This window comes from Streptomyces sp. NPDC057424 (assembly GCF_042803315.1).
Taxonomy (GTDB): Bacteria; Actinomycetota; Actinomycetes; order Streptomycetales; family Streptomycetaceae; genus Streptomyces.
Genome location: NZ_JBHVCP010000038.1, coordinates 66,839 through 81,132, shown reverse-complemented (window position 1 = coordinate 81,132; position 14,294 = coordinate 66,839). Strand labels below are relative to the sequence as shown.

The following is a 14,294-nucleotide window of genomic DNA, read 5'->3' as shown; positions in this document are numbered from 1 at the left end:
CTGTCCTGACCCGGGTCCGCGAGCGGGGCGGTGGCCGGCGCATACCGCCGTCCACCGCCCCACGCGTTTCCCTCAGCGGCAGCGCCTACGCGGAGGTCTCCGACCGGTCCCCGCCCCACAGCGTGTGGAACGACCCGGCACGGTCCACCCTGCGGTACGTGTGCGCACCGAAGTAGTCCCGCTGCCCCTGCGTCAGCGCCGCCGGCAGCCGCTCCGCTCGCAGGGCGTCGTAGTACGCGAGGGCCGCGGCGAAACCGGGCGTCGGGACACCCTGGCGGGTCGCGGCGACCAGCACCTCGCGCCAGTCGTCCTGGGCGTCCGCGATCTCCCGCGCGAACGTCGCGTCCGAGAGCAGGCTCGGCAGGTCCGGCCGGGCGTCGTACGCCGAGCGGATCCGGTCGAGGAACGCCGCGCGGATGATGCAGCCGCCCCGCCACAGAGCGGACACCGCACCGAGGTCGATGTCCCAGCCGTACTCGCCACGGGCCGCGTCGATCTCGTGGAAGCCCTGTGTGTACGACACGATCTTCGACGCGTACAGCGCCTGCTCCACCCGGTCCGCGAACGCCCGGGCCTCCGCCTCGCCCATCGGCTGCGCCTTCGGGCCGGCCAGCCCGCGCGAAGCCTCCCGCAGCCCGGCGTGGCCCGACAGGGAGCGTGCGAAGACCGCCTCGGCGATACCGGACACCGGCACACCCAGGTCCAGCGCGATCTGCACGGTCCAGCGGCCGGTGCCCTTCTGCTCGGCCTGGTCGACCACGACGTCCACGAACGGCTTGCCCGTCTCCGCGTCCACGTGCGACAGCACCTCGGCCGTGATCTCGATCAGGTAGGAGTCGAGACGGCCCTGGTTCCAGGTCCGGAAGATCTCCGCGATCTCGGCGGGGGAGTACCCGGCGACGTCGCGCAGCAGCTGGTACGCCTCGCCGATGAGCTGCATGTCGGCGTACTCGATGCCGTTGTGCACCATCTTCACGAAGTGCCCGGCACCGTCCGGACCGACATGGGAGACGCACGGCGAGCCGTCCGCCGCCTTCGCCGAGATCTTCTCCAGCATCGGGCCCAGCGAGTCGTAGGACTCCTTCGGGCCGCCCGGCATGATGCTCGGGCCGTTCAGCGCGCCCTCCTCACCGCCGGAGACGCCCATGCCGACGAAGTGGATGCCCTGCTCGCGCAGGTCGCGCTCCCGGCGCCGGGTGTCCGCGAAGTGCGCGTTGCCCCCGTCGATGATCATGTCGCCGGGCTCCAGCAGCGGCGCGAACTCCTGGATCACCGCGTCCGTCGGCTCGCCGGCCTTCACCATCACGACCAGCCGCCGCGGCCGCTCCAGCGCCGCCACGAAGTCCTTCGCGCTCTCGCACGCGACGAACTCACCCTCCCCGCCGAACTCCTCCACCAGCGCGTGCATGCGCGCGGGCGTCCGGTTGTGCACCGCGACCGTGTAGCCGTTGCGGGCGAAGTTGCGGGCGAGGTTGCGGCCCATGACCGCGAGACCCGTGACGCCGATCTGCGCTGTACTGCTCATTCGGTTCGCTCCTAAAGACCTCGGTACCGGTGCTGCCGGTGGGTGGTGCCCACCGGCATCTCCCGTCGACCATCCTGACGTGCCGCTACTTCGTCCGCACGCGCGGGTCGCACGGCGTCGCGCAGGCTGATACGGACGGGAGCCCCGGCGCACTCAGCCGACGTACGCGTCCCCGCGCACGCCGCACCCGCGCACGGTGGGCCGTACACGGTGCACCGCCGTGGCGCACGTCGCGCAACAGGGGCCTCATACCGGCCACTTGGACTCCCGGGCGGCCGATAGCCGTCTTGTTCTGGCCGGTTCGCAGCGCTTACTTTTGCCCCTCCTGACGCATGTCTAGGGGGGGCTTTCGATGGCCGTACGCGGTCGGCACCGCCGGTATCAGCCGAACAGGATCAACCGCGCCTCACTCACCGTCACGGCGGGCGGCGCGGGTATGGCACTGCCGTTCATGGGCGCCGGCACGGCCCAGGCTGCGGACGTGGACACCTGGAACAAGGTCGCCGCCTGCGAGTCCACCAGCAACTGGAGCATCAACACCGGCAACGGCTTCTACGGCGGACTGCAGTTCACCCAGTCCACCTGGGAGGCCTACGGCGGCCGCGCCTACGCGGCACGCGCGGACCTGGCGAGCAAGGACCAGCAGATCGCCGTCGCGGAAAAGGTGCTCGACGGACAGGGCCCGGGCGCCTGGCCGGTCTGTTCCGTACGGGCCGGACTGACCCGGGGCGGCGGAGAGCCCGACATCCGGCCGGCCGGCCCGAGTGCGAAGACGGACGGCAAGAAGCGGGCCAAGACCTCCATCGAGGACGTACGGCCGCAGTCCACGCCGCAGTCCCGGGCGGGCAACGCCGAGATGTACACCGTGGTCCGCGGCGACACCCTCTCCGGCATCGCGGACGACCAGGACGTCCGGGGCGGATGGCGGGGCCTGTACGCCGCCAATCGCTCGGCCATAGGGTCCGACCCCGATCTGATCGTGCCCGGCCAGCGCCTCGCGCTGCGCGGCGAGGGCGCCACGAAGACGCGACCGGTGCCCAGGCCGACGCCGTCGGCCGAGCCGTCGCCGAAGAAGCCGGCCCAGGACCACGCCAAGCAGCGGTCGAAGGAGCGGCCCGAAGAGCGGTCCAAGGACGAGAGCAAGGAGCGCGCGGGCCGGTCCACGGCCACCCGGCAGGGTCTCGTCGCCCCCGTCGGCGCCTCCCTCGGGACGCCCTACCGCAAGGCGGGCTCCTCCTGGTCGAAGGGCTACCACACCGGCATCGACTTCCCCGTGCCCACGGGAACGTCGGTCAAGTCGGTCGCGGCGGGCAGTGTCGTCAGCGCGGGGTGGGCCGGCTCGTTCGGCTACCAGGTCGTGGTCCGGCACGCCGACGGCCGCTACAGCCAGTACGCCCACCTGTCCGCGATCTCCGTCCGGGACGGGCAGTCGGTGAGCGCCGGCCAGCGCATCGGCCGCTCCGGCTCCACGGGCAACAGCTCGGGCCCGCATCTGCACTTCGAGGTGCGGACGGGGCCCGGTTTCGGCTCGGACGTCGACCCGGTGGCGTACCTCCGGGCCGGCGGCGTCAGGATCTGATGCGCATGCGGCGCCGGTCGACCGTGGGCAGCGGGACGTACGGGATGCCGTAGAAGGGCACGTAGGAGAGCGGGCGTTCGTCCTCGGAGGCCCTGGCCGCCACCGACGGCTCCCCGCTCTCGTACGGGGCATCCTGCCCGGCAGGCACCGCAGCCGCCCCCGACCCCGGCAGGGGCACCGCGGCCGCGACGGGCTCCGGCGCACGTACCGCTGCCGCTTCCTCCGGCCTCGGCATGAGCACCGCGGCCGCTGCCCCCGGCCCCGGCCCCGGCCCCGGTACGAGCACACCCTGCACCAGCAGCCGCGCACCGGCGGGACGGGGCTGCGCACCGGCAGGGACCGGCTCGGGCACGGTGCTCAGGATCTCCGGTCCGCCCACCGGCCCGGGCAGGCGGCCAACGCCCGTAGTCCCCGGCACTCGGCTCCGGCCCTCGGCCTGCAGGTCCCGCACACCCGCCCCGAGCGGCTCCTTCGCAGGCCCGGGGACGGCGGCCGGCTGCCCGTGCGCCAGGCGCTCCGTCGTCAGCAGGATCAGGCCGCCCGCCGCCACCACACCACAGCTCAGCGCGAGCGCCGTGCCCGTCGTGCCATAGCGGAAGGTTTCTCCGAACATCGTGATGCCGACCGCGGCCGCCACCACCGGGTTCACGACCGTCAGTGTGGCCAGCGGGGCCGCGAGGCCGGCGCCCCGGTAGGCGGCCTGCGACAGCAGCATGCCGGCTGTGGCCAGGACACCGATCACGGCGAGGGACGGCACGTCCGCCGCCGACACGCCGCCGGTCCAGTCGACCGCGACGGTCTTGGTGAACACCGAGGACATGCCGAAGGCGATGCCGGAACCGGTCGCCAGCAGCATGCTGCGGACCGCAGGGTGCCGGTGTGCCGCGCGGGCGGCGATCATCAGCGCCACGAGCGCACCGGCCGTGACGACGGCGACGGCCACCCGCTGAGCCGTGTCCAGCGACCGCGCGTCGGCCGCGGCGACCAGGGACAGCAGACCGGCGAGTCCCACCGTCGCCATGATCGCGCCCCGCCAGGCCGTGGCACCGGCCTTGCGGCCGACGAACAGCGCCGCCATGGGCAGGGCCACCACGATGGTCAGCGCGCCGAGCGGCTGCACCAGGCTCAGCGGCCCGTAGGCCAGCGCCACCACGTGCAGCAGCCCACCGAGGCCGTTCAGCGCGACCGCCGCCCACCAGCCCGGCCGCCGCAGCGGCGCGTACTGCTCGCCCGGCGAGGACTCCGCCACCCGCTCCTGCACGATCGCCCCGCCCGCGTAGGCGAACGCGGAGACGAGGGACAGGAGGACGGACAACGCGAGGGCGCTCATCGGCTGCTCCTCTGCGTCAGGCGGGGGCGCTCGGCCCGGCGCGGCGAAAGGTGGGCTTTCATGACCAACACCCTGCCGTGTCCAGGTCTTCCCGTCGTCGTCCCTGAGCACTCATTGGGTCCTACTGCCGATGGAGTACGAGGGGAGCCCCGTCATCCCCAGGGTGGGCGAGTCCGGTCGGGGGCCACCGGGTCGCATCCCTTAGGGGGCTTGGTACTACTGCTCTTCGTGGACCTCGACCCCGACCTTGCCGCGCTTCGCCCGCTCGCCGGTTTCTTCGTGCTGCGCACGGAAGGAGCATCGGCCGGGTCTCTTCCCACTCTCGCACAGGCCTACGCCGACACGTCACCGGATGTATCGGTAAATCCGCTGATGTTTCGTGTGCACAAGGTCGCGACCGCCCTGCGCGCTCCGGAGTTGCGCGTCGCCGCGTCCGTGACCCACCAGGGGCTCGCGGCCCGGCTCTGGTCGGTCGCCCTCGGCTGCGCCGCGTTGTACGGCCGCGTCCCCGACCTCGACGCCCGGCTGCTGCACTGGGACGCCGACGGCAGCGCCCCCGACGACCTGTGGCTCCCGGACGTGACGCCGCTCCCCGGGGACGCGCCGACCCTCGCGGATGTCGTCCTGCACGGCCACCTCGTCCCGCTGGCTGCGGCCCTGCGCACCCACCACCACATCGCCCCGGGCCTGCTGCGCGGCAACGCCGCCTCCGCGCTGGCCGGTGCCGCCCGGGAACTGGACCGCTGGGCCCGGCGGCAGGGCCGTACGGACGTCGCCGCCCGGGCCCACTTCCTGACCGTGGAACTCCTCACCCACCCCCTGCTCACCGGCGCCGGAACCCTCGCCGGCACCGCCTTCCGGCGCCGCAGCTGCTGCCTGTACTACCGGGTGCCCGGCGGGGGCGTCTGCGGCGACTGTTGCTTCCCACGGCCTCCCCGCTCTTCCCCACACGCCCCATCTGGGTGACCATGAAAGGGAACGGCCGCTGAGAGCAGGGAGTTGCGGGTGCGAGTGGGACTGCTGACCCGGGAGTACCCGCCGGATGTGTACGGCGGTGCAGGCGTCCACGTGGAGTTCCTGGCCCGCGAGCTCAGATCGCTCGCCGACCTGGACGTGCACTGCTGGGGCGAGGGCCGCGCCGACGGCGTGCTGCGCCACCGGCCCTGGTCCGCGCTCGACGGCGCCAACGACGCGCTGCGCACCTTCTCCGTCGACCTCGCCATGACCGCCGCCCTCGAAGGCCGCGAGCTGGTCCACTCCCACACCTGGTACGCCAACCTCGGCGGCCACCTCGCCAAGCTGCTGTACGGCATCCCGCACGTGATGACCGCGCACTCCCTGGAGCCGCTGCGCCCCTGGAAGGCCGAGCAGCTCGGCGGCGGCTACGAGCTGTCGAGCTGGGCCGAGCGCACCGCGATCGAGGCCGCCGACGCGGTGATCGCCGTCTCCGGAGCCATGCGCGAGGACATCCTCGGCTGCTACCCGGCGCTGGACCCGGAGAACGTCCACGTCGTGCACAACGGCATCGACACGAGCCTGTACCGGCCCGACCAGGGCACGGACGCCCTGGACCGTGTCGGACTCGACCGCTCCCGCCCCTATGTGCTGTTCGTCGGCCGGATCACCCGGCAGAAGGGCGTGCCCCACCTGCTGCGCGCGGTGCGGGACATCGACCCGGCCGCACAGGTCGTGCTGTGCGCGGGGGCACCGGACACGCCGGAGATCGACCAGGAGTTCCGCGAGCTGTTCGGGGAGCTGAGCGCGGTCCGCGACGGCGTGTTCTTGATTCCGAAGATGCTGCCGCGTCCGGAGGTGATCCAGCTCCTCACGCACGCCGCGCTGTTCGTCTGCCCGTCGGTCTACGAACCGCTCGGCATCGTGAACCTGGAGGCGATGGCCTGCGGCACGCCGGTGGTGGCCTCGGCGGTCGGCGGCATCCCCGAGGTCGTGGAGGACGGCGGGACGGGCCTGCTCGTCCCGCCCGGCGACGATTTCGAGGCGGGTCTGGCCCGGGCCATGGACACCGTCCTGGGCGATCCGGAGGCCGCCCGGCGGATGGGTGAGGCCGGGCGGGAGCGCGCGGTCGGCGAGTTCGGCTGGGACGCGGTGGCCCGCCGCACGGTCCGGCTCTACGAGGAGATCGTCAAACAGGCTTAGTGCGTGCTGGTCGGGGGCAGGCATCGGGAAATCGGCGTGAGGGGAGCGGCCATGCGTGGTGGTGGTCCTTCGGTCCTGGGGATCGTGCTGGCGGGCGGCGAGGGCAAGCGGTTGATGCCCCTGACCGCGGACCGTGCCAAACCTGCGGTGACCTTCGGCGGCACGTACCGCCTGGTCGACTTCGTCCTGTCCAACCTCGTCAACGCCGACGTCCTGCGCATCTGCGTCCTGACGCAGTACAAGTCGCACTCGCTGGACCGGCACATCACCACGACCTGGCGGATGTCCAACCTGCTCGGGAACTACGTCACCCCCGTCCCCGCCCAGCAGCGCCTCGGGCCCCGCTGGTACCTGGGCAGCGCCGACGCGATCCTGCAGTCGCTGAACCTGATCTACGACGAGCGCCCCGAGTACGTGGCCGTCTTCGGTGCCGACCACGTCTACCGCATGGACCCCCGCCAGATGCTCGCCCAGCACATCGAGAGCGGTGCGGGGGTGACGGTCGCCGGGATCCGGGTGCCGCGCACCGAGTCCTCGTCCTTCGGGGTGATCACACCGGGCTCGGACGGGCAGACGGTGGAGCGCTTCCTGGAGAAGCCGGCCGACCCGCCGGGGCTGGCGGACGACCCGGCGTGCGTCTTCGCCTCGATGGGCAACTACATCTTCACCACCAAGGCCCTCATCGAGGCGCTCAGGCGGGACGCGGAGGACGAGTCCTCCGTCCACGACATGGGCGGCTCGATCCTGCCTCAGCTCACCGACCGGGGCGAGGCCGCGCTGTACGACTTCAGCGCCAACCACGTACCCGGCGAGACCACCCGCGACCAGGGCTACTGGCGGGACGTCGGGACGATGGACGCCTACTACGAAGCGCATATGGACCTGATCGCCGAGCGCCCGGCCTTCAACCTGTACAACCGCAGTTGGCCGATCTACACGCACTCGTACCAGCTCTCGCCGGCTCGCTTCAACGCGGGCGGCATCGCCAGCGAGTCCATCATCAGCGCCGGCTGTCTGGTGCGCGGGCAGGTCACGCGGTCGGTGCTGTCGCCGGGTGTGGTGGTCGATCCGGGGGCCGTGGTGCAGGGTTCGGTGCTGCACGACAACGTGCACATCGGCCGGGGCGCGGTGGTGCGCGGCGCCGTCCTCGACAAGAACGTCGAGGTGCCTCCCGGAGCGACCATCGGCGTCAACCCGGAGCGGGACGCGGAGCTGTACACGGTGTCCAAGGGCGGCGTCATCGCCCTGGGGAAGGGGCAGTTGGTCACCTGAGGCGACCATGCACGGGGACTTTGTCCTGCCTCTGGACGAAGAGCGGAATGCGTGTTGCCATGCGACCCCCGTACCGATCACCGCGACGGCGTACGACGACCGGCGCAAGGTGGCCACGGCGAGCGGGCGCACCGGCCGGCCACTGACCCTGACCATCCACGGCCCCCCCCGCCTCTGGTCGCCCGACGACCCTTTCCTCTACCCACTCAAGGTGCAGGTGGGCGCAGACCGGGTGGGCAGCTGCTTCGGGAAGCGCTCCATCGCCGTGAAGAAGACCGACGGCGTGCCGCGCACGGCCCTCGACGGCGAGCCCGTCTTCATGACGGCCACCCTCGACCAGGGCTTCTGGCCCGACGGCCTGCACACCGCGCCCACGGACGAGGCCCTGGCCCATGACCTGAGGGCGCACAAGCGGCTCGGCTTCAACTCGGTCCGCAAACACATCAAGGTCGAGCCGGACCGCTGGTTCTTCTGGGCCGGCAGGCTCGGGCTGCTGGTGTGGCAGGACATGCCCGCGATGACGGCCGGGGTGAACCCGGGTGCCACGTCCCGCGCCCGCTCCGAGCGCGAGATGAAGGAGATGATCGACGAGCGCGTCAGCAGCCCGTCGGTCGTCATGTGGGTGACCTTCAACGAGGGCTGGGGCCAGTACGACGTGGGCCGGGTCGCCGAGCAGGCCAAGGCCTGGGACCCGACCCGCCGCGTCAACGGCCAGTCCGGACCGAACCTCGGGGCCGACGGCGGCACCGGCGACCTCATGGACGAGCACGGCTACCCCAGCCCGGCCCTGCCCCTGCCCCGACGGGGAGCGTGCCCTGGTGGGCGGTGAGTACGGCGGTCTGGGCCTCGCGGTGCCCGGCCACGCCTGGCCGGTGCAGCAGTCCTACGTCGACGTCGGCCCGGCGACCTGCACCGAGGGGCTGCCTGGCGAAGCTGGACGAGGTCCGGGCGCTGGTCTGCGAGGGCGGCAACGGTGCCCTGTGCACCCAGGTCGCGGACGTCGAGGGTGAGCTGAACGGCTTCCTCGCCTACGACCGCGCGGTGCTGAAACCCGACGCGGACGAGCTGAAGGCCGCGCACGAGGCGTTGATCCGTGACGCCTCCCGGGTGACTCCCACGGGGTGCCCGGCGGCGCAACCTGTGCTGGACTGACCGCACATGCACCATAAGTCCCGTCCCTCTCACCGGGGCGGGACTTAATCCGCTGTTAACTGTACGTAGCCTGATCGTACTTGACCGTAATCGGCTGGGGGCGATTGACTGCTCACCCACCCGTCGTCGACGCGAGGCAAGCCCTTGACTGCTGATCTGCTCGCTCCTCTCGACCTGGCGTTCTGGAACCTCGAGTCCGCCGACCATCCGATGCACCTCGGCGCGCTCGGGATCTTCTCGGCACACTCACCCACCGCGGGAGCCCACGCGGCGGACCTGCTCGCCGCCCGGGCCGCCGGTGTCCCCGGACTGCGGATGCGGATCCGCGACGTGTGGCAGCCGCTGCCCTCCGCCCTGCGCCGCCCGCACGCCTTCGGCGGCGCGGCCCGCGAGGCGGACCCGGACTTCGACCCCCTGCACCATGTGCGGCTGCACGCCCCGACCGCCGACTTCCACGCGGAGGCCGGCCGGCTCATGGGGCGTCCGCTGGAGCGCGCCCGGCCGCCCTGGGAGGCCCACGTGCTGCCGGGCGAGGACGGGGTCTGTTTCGCGGTGCTGTTCAAGTTCCACCACGCCCTGGCCGACGGGCTGCGGGCGTTGACCCTCGCCGCGGGCGTCATGGACCCGATGGACCTGCCCGCACCCCGGCCCCGCCCCGCGCAGCCTCCGCGCGGCCTGCTGCCGGACGTGCGCGACCTGCCCGGCATGATGCGCGGCGCCCTGTCCGACATCGGCCGCGCCCTGGACATCGGCGCCTCCGTCGCCCTCTCCTCCCTGGATGTGCGCTCCACCCCCGCGCTCACCTGCGAGCCGAGCGGCACCCGCCGCACCGCCGGAGTCGTGCTCGACCTCGACGACGTGCACCGGATCCGCAAGACCGTCGGCGGCACCGTCAACGACGTCCTCATCGCCGTCGTCGCGGGCGCGCTGCGCCGCTGGCTCGACGAGCGCGGCGACGGCAGTGAGGGTGTCGCGCCCCGCGCCCTGATCCCCGTCTCCAACCGACGCCCGCGCACCGCGTACCCGCAGGGCAACCGGCTTTCCGGGTACCTGATACGGCTTCCGGTGGACGACCCGGACCCGCTGGCCCGCCTCGCGTCGGTCCGGGACGCCATGGACCGCAACAAGGACGCCGGCCCCAACCGGGGCGCGGGCGCCGTCGCCCTGCTCGCCGACCACGTCCCCGCCCTCGCCCACCGGCTCGGCGGCCCCCTGGTCGGCCAGGCGGCCCGGCTCTGGTTCGACCTCCTGGTCACCAGCGTGCCCCTGCCCAGCCTGGGCCTGAAGCTCGGCGGCCACCCCCTCACCGCTGTCTTCCCCCTCGCCCCGCTGGCCCCCGGCCACTCCCTGGCGGTCGCGGTCTCGACGTACCGGGGGAGCGTGCACTACGGCCTCGTCGCCGACGGGGAGGCGGCCCCCGACCTCGACCTGTTCGCCTCGGCGGTCTCGAAAGAGGTGGCGACGCTGATCAAGGCCTGCCGGCCGTGATCAAGGCGAGTTTGGCGGTGCGGCCCCGCGCTCCGTAAAATTCGCCCTTCGAAAGCGGGCGCGACCGGCGTGCCGCGACGGCAGAGCAGGGAACGACAGCGGCGATGACGGTGACAGAGGACGGCCCGCAGGCCATGGACGAGGCGAGCGGGCTCTCGTACGGACCCGGCATCGACCCGGAGCGCCTGGCCGTCTGCCTCAGCGTGCTCGAGGAACTCGACAAGCTGGAGGTCGACCACCCGGACGCCATCGCGGTGCGCCGGGCCACGGCGGGCGTCTACCGCACGGTCAAGCAGCGCCGCCGCCAGGAGCGCCGGGCCGCCAAGACCGCCCACGACAAGGCGGTCACCGAGGCCACGGCGACCGGCTCCGCCCAGCGCATCGACGACGAGACCGAGGGCCTGCTGCCGTCGTCGAACACCGAGGAGGGCAGGATCGCGGGGATACTCCAGCGCCCGCGCTCCTGCTACACCTGCAAGTCCCGGTACGTGGAAGTCGACTACTTCTACCACCAGCTCTGTCCGGACTGCGCCCGTGTGAACCGCGAGAAGCGCGACGTCCGCGCCGACCTCACCGGCAAGCGCGCCCTGCTCACCGGCGGCCGGGCCAAGATCGGCATGTACATCGCGCTGAGGCTGCTGCGCGACGGCGCGCACACCACGATCACCACGCGCTTCCCGAAGGACGCCATCCGCCGCTTCAAGGCGATGGACGACTCCGCGGACTGGATGCACCGCCTGGAGGTCGTCGGCATCGACCTGCGCGACCCGGCCCAGGCCGTGGCCCTCGCCGACCAGGTCGCCGAGGCGGGCCCGCTCGACATCCTCGTCAACAACGCGACGCAGACGGTGCGCCGGCAGCCCTCCGCCTATGCCGCGCTGGTCGAGGGCGAGAGCGCCCCGCTGCCCGCCGGTGAGCTGCCGGCCCACCACGTCATCGGCGCCTTCAACTCCGGCGCGGTCGACGGCATCGCCGCACTGCCCCTCGGTACCAGTGGCCTCGACGCCCAGCAGGTCGCCGACCTCGCCCTGGTCGCGGGCAACGCCAGCGTCGAACGGCACCTGGACGGGACGGCGATCGACGCGGGCGGGCTCGTGCCCGACGTGGTCGACTCCAACACCTGGGTGCAGACGATCGAGCAGATCTCGCCCGTGGAGCTGCTGGAGACGCAGCTGTGCAACTACACGGCGCCGTTCATCCTGATCAGCAAGCTGCGGCCGGCCATGGCCGAGGCCGCGAAGAAGGCGGAGAGCGGACGCGCCTACGTGGTGAACGTGTCCGCGATGGAGGGGGTGTTCGGGCGCGGATACAAGGGCGCGGGACATCCCAACACCAACGCCGCGAAGGCCGCGATGAACATGGTGACGCGGACCAGCGCGCAGGAGATGTTCCAGACCGACGGAATCCTGATGACCTCGGTCGACACGGGCTGGATCACGGACGAGCGGCCGCACTACGACAAGCTGCGGCTCGCCGAGGCCGGGTTCCACGCGCCGCTCGACCTGGTCGACGGTGCGGCCCGGGTCTACGACCCGATCGTGCGGGGCGAGGCGGGGGAGGACCTGTACGGGGTCTTCATGAAGGACTACGCCCCCGGCAAGTGGTAGTCGCGCGTTTCCCGTGACGGGTCGTCAGTCGACGGCCCCGAGGCGCGCATTGCGTGCCGCGAGCAGTTCCAGGACCGTGCGCCAGTCCTCCAGGACCCCGGCGTCGAAGCCGGCCGTACGGCCCTCCTCCGAAGCCTGGCGCAGGGTGAGGAGGTCGTCGTCGGCCGGGGCGTCCCGCCGGGGGCAGCAGCGTACGAGGCGCGAGACCCGGCCACCGAGCAGGGCGCGCACCGCGTCGGCCGTGTGGTCCGCCCGCCCGGCGGGGTCGCCCGGCCACAGCAGCCCGCCGACGGGCTGCACCAGGCCCGCGACGTGCAGCTCCTTGTCGGCCGGGCGGCCGCGGCGCAGCAGCGCCGCGGTCCGCAGCGCGTGGTCGTGCAGGTCGACCGGCGGGCGGGCGCGGTCCGGCATGTCCCAGGTGCCCCGGCAGGCGTACAGCAGATCCATCAGCTCTTCGACGCTGCGCAGCTCCATGCCCGTCAGTCCTCCAGCGAGACAGCCGTTGCCGTACGGCAGCAGAGCATGGCGAGCTTGCGAGTCGGCCAACGGCACTTGAACTGCGTAACGTCTGGAAAGCGCCCGCGTCGACGTACGCCGTTCGAGTGATTCCCAAAATGCCCGAGAGGTTATGAATCGGCACGTAAACCGGAGTTGAACGCGGGATGACGCGCGATCGTTACCGGTTGTTTTCAGCCCCATCGAGCGGGGCCCCGCTCATTTGGTTACTCTGATGCGGACGGACAGCAGCACGGGGTCCTACCCACACCCACGGTCCGTCATGGGACCAGCCGGTTCACCACGGCCTGCTCTCCCGTGAGTCGACCGGCGCCACCGCGTCCGAACTGCATTTGACATAGAGGCCCGAGCGGGCGTCAGGCGCAGCAGGACCGGCGCGTACGTCCCGAGGGTGACCGACACATAAGGAGTGCGCGGTGACACCGGAGAAGACGAAGCGCGATCAACGCCCCAAGGAACGCGGCGAGCGCGCCGGCCGACGGGCCGACGAGCTCGGCAGTCTCGACGTGTGGGCCCGTTCGGCCCCCATCCGCCTCGCGGGCTATGAGGAGGACCTCGCAGAGCCCCACATCCTGCCCAGCGTCGACTGACGGCGGGCGGCAGCCCCCACCGCGATCGCAGCACATGGGCGTGTCAGACTCACGACCATGCTGATCAGGCAAGCAACGGCTGACGACTGGCCTCGCATCTGGCCGTTCTGGCACCGCATCGTCGCCGCGGGCGAGACCTACACCTGGGACCCGGGCACCTCCGCGGAGGAGGCCCGGGTCCTGTGGATGAACCCGGCGAAGCGCGTCTGGGTCGTCGAGAACGACAGCGGCGATGTCGTCGCCTCCGCCTTCCTCACCCCCAACTACGGTGGCCCCGCCGCCCGTATCGCCAACGCCGGATTCATGGTCGACCCCGCCCAGGGCGGCCGGGGCTACGGCCGTGCCCTCGCCGAGCATCTCCTGTCCGAGGCCCGGGACGCCGGATACCGGGGCATGGTGTTCAACGCCGTCGTCGAGACCAACCCGGCCGTGACACTGTGGACCTCCCTCGGCTTCACGATCCTCGGTACCGTGCCCGACGCGTTCGACCACCCCCGGCACGGCCGGGTGGGTCTGCACATCATGTACCGGGCGCTGCAGGGCAACGGGCCCACGACGGTCAGGGCCGGGCGTACGGCCGGGTCATGATCTCCATGTTGTGGCCGTCCGGGTCGTCGAAGTAGGCGCCGCGACCGCCGAAGAGGTCGTTGACCCGGCCGGGCCGGGTGTGGCTCGGGTCGGCGTAGTAGGTGACGCCGAGTGCCTCCAGGCGGTCGATCATGCCGTCGAACCGCTCCTCGGGCACGAGGAACGCGTAGTGCTGCGACTGGATCGGCTCGTCGGTCTTCTCGTAGTAGTCGAGGGTCACGCCGTTGCCCAGGTCGACGGGCAGGAACGGGCCGAAGGGGGCGCCGACCTCCAGTCCCAGGACGGCAGCCAGGAACTCCGCCGACAGCAGGCGGTCCGAGGCGTAGACGGCGGTGTGGTTCAAGTGGGCGAGAGTGGTCGGGAGTTCGGTGGTGTGCTGGGTGTGGGACATGCGTGGGTTCGTCTCCGGGTCTCGGGGTCCGTGAGGAAGCGCCGCTGAGGGCGCGGGAATGAAGACACGAAGAACGAGAGGCGGGGCGCGTGCCCTCTC

12 protein-coding genes and 1 pseudogene are annotated in these 14,294 nt (G+C 72.0%); 9 read left to right on the top strand and 4 right to left on the bottom strand.

What is annotated here, in order from left to right; translation table 11 throughout:
* Window positions 1-85: 85 nt before the first annotated feature.
* Complete coding sequence (gndA, locus tag ACFU3E_RS26505; protein WP_384163117.1) at window positions 86-1,525, bottom strand: NADP-dependent phosphogluconate dehydrogenase; 1,440 nt, start codon at window positions 1,523-1,525, stop codon at window positions 86-88.
* Window positions 1,526-1,877: 352 nt separating this feature from the next.
* On the opposite strand from gndA, the gene ACFU3E_RS26500 reads away from it, so the two are divergent.
* Entirely contained in the window at window positions 1,878-3,104 is a 1,227-nt protein-coding gene (locus ACFU3E_RS26500; protein WP_384163114.1) for a transglycosylase family protein, read from the top strand.
* On the opposite strand, the gene ACFU3E_RS26495 is transcribed toward ACFU3E_RS26500, so the two are convergent.
* Complete coding sequence (locus tag ACFU3E_RS26495; protein ID WP_384163111.1) at window positions 3,094-4,434, bottom strand: DMT family transporter; 1,341 nt, start codon at window positions 4,432-4,434, stop codon at window positions 3,094-3,096. The genes ACFU3E_RS26500 and ACFU3E_RS26495 overlap by 11 nt on opposite strands.
* A gap of 210 nt (window positions 4,435-4,644) precedes the next feature.
* Between ACFU3E_RS26495 and ACFU3E_RS26490 the strand changes: the two genes are divergently transcribed.
* The 6 genes and pseudogenes from ACFU3E_RS26490 to ACFU3E_RS26465 all read left to right on the top strand — a co-directional run bounded on the left by ACFU3E_RS26490 (window position 4,645) and on the right by ACFU3E_RS26465 (window position 12,110).
* A complete protein-coding gene (locus ACFU3E_RS26490; RefSeq protein ID WP_384163108.1) occupies window positions 4,645-5,400 on the top strand; it encodes a (2Fe-2S)-binding protein in 756 nt (251 codons plus the stop codon).
* A gap of 39 nt (window positions 5,401-5,439) precedes the next feature.
* The gene (gene glgA / locus ACFU3E_RS26485) at window positions 5,440-6,591 is read left to right on the top strand and encodes a glycogen synthase (protein WP_384163104.1); all 1,152 of its coding nucleotides are present in this window, start codon (window positions 5,440-5,442) and stop codon (window positions 6,589-6,591) included.
* 51 nt (window positions 6,592-6,642) lie between these two features.
* Window positions 6,643-7,863: a glucose-1-phosphate adenylyltransferase gene (glgC, locus tag ACFU3E_RS26480; RefSeq protein ID WP_384163101.1), complete on the top strand. Its 1,221-nt coding sequence runs from the start codon at window positions 6,643-6,645 to the stop codon at window positions 7,861-7,863.
* A gap of 70 nt (window positions 7,864-7,933) precedes the next feature.
* Window positions 7,934-9,015 (top strand): annotated as a pseudogene (locus tag ACFU3E_RS26475) (glycoside hydrolase family 2 TIM barrel-domain containing protein); the annotation flags it as partial.
* Between the two features lie 144 nt (window positions 9,016-9,159).
* A complete protein-coding gene (locus ACFU3E_RS26470; protein ID WP_384163098.1) occupies window positions 9,160-10,503 on the top strand; it encodes a wax ester/triacylglycerol synthase family O-acyltransferase in 1,344 nt (447 codons plus the stop codon).
* Window positions 10,504-10,607: 104 nt separating this feature from the next.
* On the top strand, window positions 10,608-12,110 hold the full coding sequence (locus ACFU3E_RS26465; protein WP_384163095.1) for an SDR family NAD(P)-dependent oxidoreductase: 1,503 nt from the start codon (window positions 10,608-10,610) through the stop codon (window positions 12,108-12,110).
* A gap of 24 nt (window positions 12,111-12,134) precedes the next feature.
* On the opposite strand, the gene ACFU3E_RS26460 is transcribed toward ACFU3E_RS26465, so the two are convergent.
* A complete protein-coding gene (locus ACFU3E_RS26460) occupies window positions 12,135-12,584 on the bottom strand; it encodes a hypothetical protein (RefSeq protein WP_384163092.1) in 450 nt (149 codons plus the stop codon).
* Window positions 12,585-13,042: 458 nt separating this feature from the next.
* On the opposite strand from ACFU3E_RS26460, the gene ACFU3E_RS26455 reads away from it, so the two are divergent.
* Window positions 13,043-13,216 (top strand): hypothetical protein, encoded by a 174-nt coding sequence (locus ACFU3E_RS26455; protein ID WP_190050609.1) that lies wholly within the window; start codon window positions 13,043-13,045, stop codon window positions 13,214-13,216.
* 57 nt (window positions 13,217-13,273) lie between these two features.
* Window positions 13,274-13,804, top strand: coding sequence for a GNAT family N-acetyltransferase (locus tag ACFU3E_RS26450; protein WP_384163089.1), 531 nt, complete (start codon window positions 13,274-13,276; stop codon window positions 13,802-13,804).
* On the opposite strand, the gene ACFU3E_RS26445 is transcribed toward ACFU3E_RS26450, so the two are convergent.
* Entirely contained in the window at window positions 13,776-14,195 is a 420-nt protein-coding gene (locus ACFU3E_RS26445; protein ID WP_384163085.1) for a VOC family protein, read from the bottom strand. The two genes, ACFU3E_RS26450 and ACFU3E_RS26445, sit on opposite strands and share 29 nt — an antisense overlap.
* Between the last annotated feature and the right edge of the window lie 99 nt (window positions 14,196-14,294).

Bases quoted from the DNA above. Each gene is read 5' to 3' on its own strand.
- ACFU3E_RS26495 (WP_384163111.1), bottom strand. From the start codon at position 4,434: ATGAGCGCCCTCGCGTTGTCCGTCCTCCTGTCCCTCGTCTCCGCGTTC.
- gndA (WP_384163117.1), bottom strand. From the start codon at position 1,525: ATGAGCAGTACAGCGCAGATCGGCGTCACGGGTCTCGCGGTCATGGGC.
- ACFU3E_RS26465 (WP_384163095.1), top strand. From the start codon at position 10,608: ATGACGGTGACAGAGGACGGCCCGCAGGCCATGGACGAGGCGAGCGGG.
- glgC (WP_384163101.1), top strand. From the start codon at position 6,643: ATGCGTGGTGGTGGTCCTTCGGTCCTGGGGATCGTGCTGGCGGGCGGC.
- ACFU3E_RS26500 (WP_384163114.1), top strand. From the start codon at position 1,878: ATGGCCGTACGCGGTCGGCACCGCCGGTATCAGCCGAACAGGATCAAC.
- ACFU3E_RS26445 (WP_384163085.1), bottom strand. From the start codon at position 14,195: ATGTCCCACACCCAGCACACCACCGAACTCCCGACCACTCTCGCCCAC.
- ACFU3E_RS26450 (WP_384163089.1), top strand. From the start codon at position 13,274: ATGCTGATCAGGCAAGCAACGGCTGACGACTGGCCTCGCATCTGGCCG.
- ACFU3E_RS26460 (WP_384163092.1), bottom strand. From the start codon at position 12,584: ATGGAGCTGCGCAGCGTCGAAGAGCTGATGGATCTGCTGTACGCCTGC.